At 62.3% G+C, this 8,846-nt stretch carries 8 protein-coding genes and 1 pseudogene; 5 read left to right on the top strand and 4 right to left on the bottom strand.

The window, feature by feature from the left end; all coding sequences use genetic code 11:
- Positions 1 to 353 precede the first annotated feature (353 nt).
- The 3 genes and pseudogenes from AW06_RS21450 to AW06_RS21440 all read left to right on the top strand — a co-directional run.
- Complete coding sequence (locus tag AW06_RS21450; RefSeq protein WP_337958735.1) at positions 354 to 467, top strand: phage integrase N-terminal SAM-like domain-containing protein; 114 nt, start codon at positions 354 to 356, stop codon at positions 465 to 467.
- 96 nt (positions 468 to 563) lie between these two features.
- A complete protein-coding gene (locus tag AW06_RS21445) occupies positions 564 to 911 on the top strand; it encodes a tyrosine-type recombinase/integrase (RefSeq protein WP_337958734.1) in 348 nt (115 codons plus the stop codon).
- A gap of 88 nt (positions 912 to 999) precedes the next feature.
- A pseudogene (locus AW06_RS21440) lies at positions 1,000 to 1,137 on the top strand (integron integrase); the annotation flags it as partial.
- 337 nt (positions 1,138 to 1,474) lie between these two features.
- Here AW06_RS21440 and rfbD read toward each other — a convergent pair.
- The 3 genes from rfbD to AW06_RS03210 all read right to left on the bottom strand — a co-directional run bounded on the left by rfbD (position 1,475) and on the right by AW06_RS03210 (position 4,954).
- Positions 1,475 to 2,371, bottom strand: a complete 897-nt coding sequence (gene rfbD, locus AW06_RS03220) for a dTDP-4-dehydrorhamnose reductase (protein WP_034945470.1) — start codon at positions 2,369 to 2,371, stop codon at positions 1,475 to 1,477.
- Positions 2,368 to 3,435, bottom strand: a complete 1,068-nt coding sequence (gene rfbB / locus AW06_RS03215) for a dTDP-glucose 4,6-dehydratase (RefSeq protein WP_034945467.1) — start codon at positions 3,433 to 3,435, stop codon at positions 2,368 to 2,370. The genes rfbD and rfbB overlap by 4 nt, the downstream gene beginning before the upstream one ends.
- A 97-nt stretch (positions 3,436 to 3,532) precedes the next feature.
- Positions 3,533 to 4,954 (bottom strand): mannose-1-phosphate guanylyltransferase/mannose-6-phosphate isomerase, encoded by a 1,422-nt coding sequence (locus tag AW06_RS03210; protein WP_034945464.1) that lies wholly within the window; start codon positions 4,952 to 4,954, stop codon positions 3,533 to 3,535.
- A gap of 154 nt (positions 4,955 to 5,108) precedes the next feature.
- Between AW06_RS03210 and waaC the strand changes: the two genes are divergently transcribed.
- The gene (gene waaC / locus AW06_RS03205; RefSeq protein ID WP_034945461.1) at positions 5,109 to 6,065 is read left to right on the top strand and encodes a lipopolysaccharide heptosyltransferase I; all 957 of its coding nucleotides are present in this window, start codon (positions 5,109 to 5,111) and stop codon (positions 6,063 to 6,065) included.
- Positions 6,062 to 7,363: a lipid IV(A) 3-deoxy-D-manno-octulosonic acid transferase gene (gene waaA / locus AW06_RS03200; RefSeq protein WP_046536169.1), complete on the top strand. Its 1,302-nt coding sequence runs from the start codon at positions 6,062 to 6,064 to the stop codon at positions 7,361 to 7,363. The genes waaC and waaA overlap by 4 nt, the downstream gene beginning before the upstream one ends.
- Before the next feature lie 75 nt (positions 7,364 to 7,438).
- Here waaA and AW06_RS03195 read toward each other — a convergent pair whose 3' ends face one another.
- Complete coding sequence (locus AW06_RS03195) at positions 7,439 to 8,782, bottom strand: TolC family outer membrane protein (protein WP_034945458.1); 1,344 nt, start codon at positions 8,780 to 8,782, stop codon at positions 7,439 to 7,441.
- Positions 8,783 to 8,846 lie beyond the last annotated feature (64 nt).

The following is an 8,846-nucleotide window of genomic DNA, read 5'->3' as shown; positions in this document are numbered from 1 at the left end:
ATGTGCTAGCTATACCCTTGCCCTTTGCGTCCATCAACGCAGCCGTCTTTCTCGAGCAACTTTCAATTCGACCCCACAATCGAGGTCGACTCCTAACTTCTGATCTTACCAGATGCCAATTCTTGCATCAATATTGAAATCTATCTGATCAGTAGCCATAATGCGCGGCTGGCTTACCCGAGGCTTCGCATTCATGAGCGACACCACTCTCCTTTCCGCGGAGTAGCCTTTCGACAACCAGGCTGCCCTCCACCCGCCACGCCTTTTGGAGCAAGTGCGGGAGGCCATTCTGCTGCGGCATTACAGCATCCGCACGGAGCAGGCTTACACGGATTGGATCAAACGCTTCATCCATGTTCCATGGCAAGCGCTCTCCCCGTGAGATGGGGGCGACGGAGGTGGAGGCGTTCCTGACCCATCTTGCCGTCGACGAGGAGGTGGCCTCGGCGACGCAAAACCAGGCCTGATCGGCGCTGTGGTTTCTTGACCGCAAGGTGTTGGGCGTCGAGCTTCCGTGGCTCGATGACGTGGTGCGAGCCGGGCCATCGCGGCGCTTGTCGGTGATGCTGACCCGTCTAGAAGTGCAGAGGGTGCTGGAGCGGATGGACGGGGTCCATGGCTTGCTCGCCCGTCTGCTTTACGGCACAGGGATGCGCTTGATGGAGGGGATCCGCTTGCGCGTGCAGGATCTGGATTTCGAGCAGGGCGAGATCCTGATTCGTGAGGGCAAGGAGGCCAAAGATCGTGTCACGATGCTGCCGGATTCGTGGGTGGCGGATCTCCGTGCTCACCTGCTGCGGCGAAGGCAAGTCTTCGACGACGATCTGCGGAGGGGCAAAGCGGCCGTTCACTTGCCGGATGCCCTGGAGAGTAAGTACCCCGCGGCGAATACGAGCTGGGGCTGCCAATAGGTTTTGCCTCGGGCAGTTACTCGGTCGACCCGCGTAGCGGCGTGGAGCGGCGTCATCATCTCGACGAGAAGCAGCTGCAGCGGGCGATGAAGAAGGCGGTGACGGCAGCGGGGATCGCCAAGCTGACAACTCCGCACACGCTTCGCCACTATGCCGAGCAGGGCATAGTCGCCATTCCTTCGCCACACACCTGCTGGAAAGTGGAGACGATATTCGCACGGTGCAGTAATGGCTGGGCCATGCGGATGCCGCGAAGACGATGATCTACGCGCCTGTGCTCAAGCGGGATGAGCGAGACGTTCGCAGCCCGCTCGACGCGCTCGGGTAGCAAGGCGCTCCGCGGCCTCATGCGCGAATCGGCCGGATCAACCCGAAACTTTCCGCCTGGCATGCTCGGCAAACGCCCGAATTGCTGACGAAAGAACGTTTCAAGGTCACTACTCAATGCGGCCACGCCGAAGCTCAAGCGAGGCGAGGACGAGGGGGCTGGCCCTGGAAACGGTCAAGACTTTCATGATCAAAAGTCATGACCTGGCAGCATTCGCCTGGAGCGCGTCCTCTACTCATTGTCCGAGGATTTCCAGCAACATGCGGTCCACTCCCGTTTGCCAATCCGGCAGAACGAGGTCAAAGGCGGCTTGTAGCTTGCGCGTATCGAGACGGGAGTTGTGGGGGCGTGGGGCGGGGACCGGGTAGGCACTGCTCGGTACGGCTTGGATGGCCTCTGAATCTACCCTGATCACCTGTCCGGCCGCGCGTGCATGCTCGATGACATGCCGGGCGTAGCCGTGCCAACTGGTCTCGCCACCGGCTACCAGATGGTAGAGGCCGGCGAGGTCTGGGCGATGCTGTACGCTGCGAATGGCGTGTGCGGTCACGTCCGCCAGCAGATCGGCACCGGTCGGCGCGCCGATCTGGTCAGCGACGACCTGGAGTTGATCGCGCTCGCTCGCCAGCCGCAGCATGGTGCGGGCAAAGTTGTTGCCGCGCGCGGCAAAGACCCAGCTGGTGCGGAAGATCAGATGCCGGTCGCAGCGAGCCACCGCCTGCTCGCCTGCGAGCTTGGTCTTGCCGTAGACCCCGAGCGGGCCGGTCGGGTCGCTTTCTCGCCACGGCGCTTCGCCGCTGCCATCAAAGACGTAGTCGGTCGAGTAATGCACCAGCCAGGCACCGAGCCGCCCGGCTTCCTCGGCGAGCACACCGGGTGCCAGGGCGTTGATGGTTCTTGCCAGTTCGGGTTCGGACTCGGCCTGGTCGACCGCCGTATGGGCGGCGGCGTTGACGATGATGTCGGGAGCGACCGTGCGCACACAGGCAGCCAGCCCGTCGAGATCGGTGAAGCTGCCGCACAGGCCGCCGGCTCCTTCATAATCGAGGGCGACGATCTGGCCGAGCGGTGCCAGGCTGCGCTGCAATTCCCAGCCGACCTGTCCGCGCTTGCCGAAGAGCAGGATCTTCATGGCTGGCGCCCGCCGTAATTCTTCTCGACCCAATCGCGGTAGGCACCGGACTGGACATGGCGAACCCAGTCCTGATTCTCCAGATACCACTGTACGGTCTTGCGGATACCGGTGTCGAAGGTTTCCGCCGGCTTCCAGCCCAGTTCCCGTTCGATCTTGCGGGCGTCGATGGCGTAGCGGCGATCATGGCCGGGCCGGTCAGTGACGTAGCTGATCTGTTCGCGGTAGGGCTTGCCGTCGGCACGTGGTCGAAGCTCGTCGAGCAGCGCGCAGACCGTGTGTACGATGTCGAGATTGGGTTTTTCGTTCCAGCCGCCGATATTGTAGGTCTCACCGGGACGTCCGGCCTCAAGGACGCGCCGGATGGCACTGCAGTGGTCCTTGACGTAGAGCCAGTCGCGAATCTGCTGGCCGTCGCCATAGACGGGCAGGGACTTGCCGGCGAGGGCATTGACGATGATCAGCGGGATCAACTTCTCGGGGAAGTGGTAGGGGCCGTAGTTGTTCGAGCAGTTGGTGGTGAGCACCGGCAGGCCATAGGTGTGATGGTAGGCGCGCACCAGGTGGTCGCCTGCTGCCTTGCTTGCGGAATAGGGGCTATTGGGCTCGTAGCGATGGGTTTCACTGAAAGCAGGTTCGTCGCTGGCCAAAGAGCCATAGACTTCGTCGGTGGAGACCTGCAGGAAGCGGAAGCCCTGTCTGGCCTCGTCGGCTAGGCCGTTCCAGTAAGCGCGCACCGTTTCCAGCAGATGGAAGGTCCCGACGATATTGGTCTGGATGAAGTCCTCCGGGCCGTGAATCGAGCGGTCGACGTGTGATTCGGCCGCGAAGTTGATGATTGCGCGCGGCTGGTATTGCTCCAGCAGGCGGTTGGTCAGTTCGCGGTCGCCAATGTCGCCGTGCACGAAGATGTGCCGCGGGTCGTTGGCCAGCGAGGCGAGGTTTTCGCGATTGCCCGCGTAGGTCAGCTTGTCGAGGTTGATCAGTGCTTCATCGCTCTGCATCAGCCAGTCGATCACGAAGTTGGCTCCGATGAAGCCGGCGCCGCCGGTAACCAGAATCATGGGGAATGCCTTTCAAGCAGGGTTGCGGGGGAAGGTATGCCGCGATCGGCGGGCGAATCATAGCGCGCGCAGGGTCCAGGCGGTATTGGCAGCAGACTCATCTGCCGTAGCTGTCCTCCAGACGAACGATGTCATCTTCTCCGAGGTAACTGCCGGACTGGACCTCGACGATTTCGAGGTCGATCTTGCCGGGGTTTTCCAGGCGATGAATCACGCCGAGCGGAATATAGGTGGACTGGTTTTCAGAGAGCAACAGCGATTCGTCGCCGCGCGCGATCTGTGCCGTGCCCTTGACGACGATCCAGTGCTCGGCGCGATGATGATGCTTCTGCAGACTGAGGCTCGCGCCTGGCTTGACCAGGATGCGCTTGACCTGGTAGCGCGGTCCGTTCGCCACCCCTTCGTAGCTGCCCCAGGGACGATGCACGATGTGCCGGAATTCGGTTTCGCTACGTGTCGCGGACTTCAGTTCTTCGACCAGCGCCTTGACCTCCTGCGCTTTCGACTTGTCGGCCACCAGCACCGCATCAGGGGTGGCGATCACGATCAGTTCCCTGATTCCTACCGTCGCCAGCAATCGTCCTTCGGAGAAGAGGACGCAATCGTGGGTGTCGACGCTATGCACATCGCCGCGTTGCGTGTTGCGGTTGTCACCGGTCTGTGCGATGGTCGACAGGGCATCCCAGGCGCCGATGTCGTTCCAGCCGGCAGCCAGCGGAATCACGACTCCCCGCTCGGTCTTTTCCATGACCGCATAGTCGATCGAGTTCGACGGGCTGGCCGCAAAAGCGACCGGATCGAGGCGGAGAAAGTCGAGATCGCGACGAGCACTCGCCACCGACGTGGCCACGCAGTTGTGGATCGCCGGCGCGAAGCGGTCGAGTGCTTCGAGGTAGATATCGGCGCGGAACAGGAACATGCCGCTATTCCAGAAGTAGTCACCCGAGTCCAGATAGGCTTGTGCAGTTTCGGTATCGGGTTTTTCGACAAAACACGCGAGCGCATAGCCGTTAGGCACCGGATCGCCACGGCGAATGTAGCCGTAGCCGGTCTCCGGGCGTTCAGGCAGCACGCCAAAGGTGACCAGTGCCCCGGCGCTGGCATGCGGGATCGCTGCCCGGACCGCGTTCTGGAAAGCGACGACATCGCCAATCACGTGATCCGAGGGAAGTACCAGCAGAAGCGGCGGCGCTTTTTCACCCGCTTCGCAGAGGGCCTGCAGTGCAGCCGCAGCAACTGCCGGCGCGGTATTGCGCGCTGCCGGCTCAAGCAGGATGTCGGCCTGCTGCCCGATTTCCAGGAGTTGTTCGGCGACCAGGAAGCGGTGGTTTTCGTTGGCCACGGCAATGGCCTTGCCGAGTCCTGCGAGGCCGTCGAGTCGTCGCAAGGTATTCTGGAGCAGCGAAAAATCATCAATCAGGCAGAGAAACTGCTTGGGATAATGCGTTCTTGAAAGCGGCCACAACCGGGTTCCGGAGCCTCCACAAAGGACGACCGGACGAATCACAGGGGAGTTCATTGACAACGTCTCCAAAACAGGGCCGACTCGCTGTGAAGGAATGGCAGGAGGCGGCATTATAAGCGCTTCGATGTTGTCTCCCAGCCTTGCAGGCGGCCGGCATCTCCTATAATGCGCACTTCCCGGCTACCGCCTTCATCACCCTGGCCCACCGATGCGCATCCTATTGGTAAAGACCTCGTCGCTCGGTGACGTAATTCACAACCTGCCGGTGCTCAGCGATCTGCGTCATGTCTTTCCCGGAGCGCTGATCGACTGGTGCGTCGAGGAGTCCTTTGCTGACATCCCCCGTCTGCATCCAGCGCTCGACCAGGTCATTCCGGTTGCCCTCAGACGTTGGCGCCGGAATCCTGGCCGGCTCGCCACCTGGCGTGAACTGCGCGATTTCCGGCGACTCATCCATCGCAAGGCGTACGACATCGTGCTCGATACGCAAGGCTTGCTGAAAAGCGCACTGATTGCCCGGCAAGCGCAAGGCAGGCATTGCGGTTACGCCGCCGAAGCCGCGCGTGAACCCATGGCAGCACGGTTTTATGACCAGACCTTCGTCATTCCACGCAATGTGCATGCGGTGCAACGCAATCGCTGGCTGGCCGCTGCTGCTTTCGACTACCCGCTCGACCTGCCGCTCGACTACGGGATTTCGGCGCCGCCGATCGAAATCGGCTGGCTACGTGGCGATCGTCTGGGGGTTCTGCTGACGGCGACCAGTCGCGACGACAAGCTGTGGGATGAAGGGCGCTGGTGCGAACTGGGCCAGGCGCTTTGCGAGCGCGGGCTGACGCTGGTTCTGCCGGCCGGCAACGCGATCGAGAGGCAACGTGCCGAGCGTATCGCCGCAGTACTCACCGCTGCTGTCGTGCCACCGCCGCTGAGTCTGCCGCAGGTCGCCGCCGTGCTTGCCCGGGCCAGTCTGGTCATCGGCGTCGATACCGGCCTTGCACACCTCACCGCAGCCTTGCGCGTACCGGTCATTGCCCTGTACATCGCGACCGATCCGGCGCTGACCGGGGTTCATGGCAGCGGCTTCGTACGCAATCTCGGCGCTGCCGGCGCTCCGCCGTCGGTCAGCGAGGTGCTGACGGTTGCCGAGCACGTCTTGCGCCGATGAGCCGTCTGCTTTACTCGCTGCTTTTTTATCTGGCGATGCCGCTGGTCTGGCTGCGTCTGTTCTGGCGAGCGCGCAGGCAGCCCGAGTACCTGCAGCAGCTGGGTGAGCGGCACGGCTTCTACGCTTCGCGCCCACCTCGGCCGCTGCTCTGGCTGCACGCCGTTTCGGTCGGCGAGACACGTGCTGCGGCCCCGCTGATTGATTCGCTGCTGCGTGCCTACCCCAGGCACAACGTGCTGCTGACGCACATGACGCCGACCGGTCGCGCTACCGGTCAGGAGCTGGTGGTGAGGCACCCGGGGCGGCTGACGCAGGCCTATCTGCCTTACGACCTGCCCGATGCCTGCGGGCGCTTTCTCGATCACTTCCAGCCCGAGCTCGGGTTGCTGATGGAAACCGAAGTGTGGCCAAACCTGATCGAGACGGCCAGGCGGCGCAAGCTGCCGATGGCGTTGATCAACGCTCGTCTGTCGGAGCGTTCGCAGCGTGGCTATGCACGTCTGCCGAGCCTGATCGGGCCAGCCCTGGCATCGCTGAGCGCGGTTGTGGCACAGACTGCGGCCGACGCCGAACGTCTGCAGAGGATCGGCGCACGCCAGGTCAAGGTCTGCGGCAACCTGAAATTTGACGTCACCCCTGCGCCGGCCATGCTTCAGCAGGGATCACGCTGGCGGCAAGCGCTCGCTGCCCGCCCGGTCTGGCTCGCTGCCAGCACCCGCGAAGGCGAGGAGGCGTTGATCCTCGATGCCTTGACGGAACTCGACATTCCCGACCTGCTTTTGCTGCTGGTGCCGCGCCACCCGCAACGCTTTGCCGAGGTTGCCGAACTGATTGGCCATCGCCGGCTGGCGTTCTGCCGCAGAAGCCGCGAGGAATTGCCGAACCGCAATACGCAGGTCTGGCTGGGTGACAGTATGGGTGAAATGGTCGCCTACTACGCGCTCGCGGATTTGGCACTGATCGGGGGGACCTTGCTGCCGTTTGGCGGCCAGAATCTGATCGAGGCGGCAGCCTGTGGCTGCCCGGTCCTGCTTGGCCCGCACTGCTTCAACTTTGCAGAGGCTAGTGCGGACGCCATCGCCTGTGGAGCTGCGCGTGCAGTTCCGGATGCGGGTGCAGCGGCGCTGGCGGCCAGGGATCTGCTCTTGCATCCGCAAGCGCTACTGGCCATGCGTACTGCCGCGGCGACCTTCAGTCAGGCCCACCGCGGTGCGACGGCGCGCACCATGGCATTGATCGAACAGCTTCTCGTGAAAGTTGCGTCAACGACTCACGAAACTCACCCGTCCTGCCAGTGAGAGAGGGTTCGTGGAGCGAGGGCAACAACCGTTGATGGCTTTCATGATCGGGGTTGCCCGCAACCGCCATGACCGTCAGGGTGCCTCGAACAGTGAGTTGATTCGTTCGAGATCGCTTTCGGTGAGCGCTCCGACCGCAGCCTTCAACCTGAGCTGGTTGATCAAGGTGTCGAAACGGGTTTTGGCCAGATCGCGCCGAGTGACATAGACCTGATTCTCGGCATTGAGTACGTCGATGTTGATGCGCACACCGACTTCGTAACCCAGCCGGTTCGATTCCAGCGAACTCAGACTCGACACCAGTGCCGCCTCGAGTGCGCGGACTCCGGCAAGACCATTGACCACGCCGAGATAGGCCTGGCGTGCGCCAAGCGCCGCGTTGCGGGTCGCATTGTCCAGCGCAGCCTGTTCCCCAGTGCGCCTGGCGATGGCTTCACGTACTCGCGAGTTGACGGCACCGCCCTGAAAAATCGGGATATTGAGCTGCAGACCAAGCTGACCAGAGGTGGTGTCGATCGAACCGACCCCAAATTGTCCTGGGCCGTTGTTCTGCCCGTAGTTGGCGACTATGTCCACTGTCGGGTAATGCGCGGCGCGGCTGATGTCGACTCCCTTGGCGGCCGCTTCGGCGGCTGCCTGCTGTGCCTGAACGACAAAACTGTCACGTTCGGCCGCCTCTACCCATGGTTCCATTCTTGCCGGTTGCGGTGGTTCGATCACGGCTTTCGGCCTCAGCCGATTCAGTTCTCCCGGATCCTTGCCTACCAGCACGCGCAGCGCGTAACGTTTCACCTCGAGATCGTTGTCGGCAGCGATCTCCTGAGCAGTCGCCAGGTCGAAGCGCGATTGTGACTCATAGGTATCGGTAATGGTTGCCGTACCGACTTCGAAGTTCTTCTTCGCCTGCTCGAGTTGCTGAGCGATTGCCGTCTTGTTGGCCTGTACAGCGCGCAGGTTTTCGATTGCGAAGAGTACGTCAAAGTATGCCTGGGCGACGCGCAGGATCAGATCCTGTCCAGCTTGCGCAAGGTTGGCCTCGGTCTGGATGAGCAGCAATTTCGACTGGTCGTACTGAACATAGTTCTGCCAGCGAAACAGCGGTTGCGTCAGGTTTACGCCAAAGCTGTGGCTGTTGTACTTGTTCTGGTAGCTTTGCCTGTCGGGGCCGATCGTCGCCTTGTAGTGGGTGTCGTTCCAGAAGGTGTTGCCGGTTGCGCCGATGGTCGGCAGAAGGCCCGCGAGAGCCTGCGGCAGCTTCTCGCGTCCGGCCTCGGCAGCCGCACGCGCAGCCGCATACTGGGCGTCGTAGGCGAGTGCTTCACGATAGACCTGCACCAGGTCAGCGGCCGATGCGGGAGCAGCCGACAGGAGGGCCGCCAACACCAGGATGGCCCTGCTGACGCAGGGTTTAAAGGGCATGACGCTCACTCACTTTGAGTAGGCGATGAAGCAATGATCATCGCCAGCCGCTCTGAAGTCCGAG

The sequence above is a fragment of the Candidatus Accumulibacter cognatus genome (assembly GCF_000584975.1).
Classification (GTDB): Bacteria; Pseudomonadota; Gammaproteobacteria; order Burkholderiales; family Rhodocyclaceae; genus Accumulibacter; species Accumulibacter cognatus.
The sequence above is the reverse complement of the archived record's forward strand: the minus strand, read 5'-3'. Positions and strand labels throughout refer to the sequence as shown.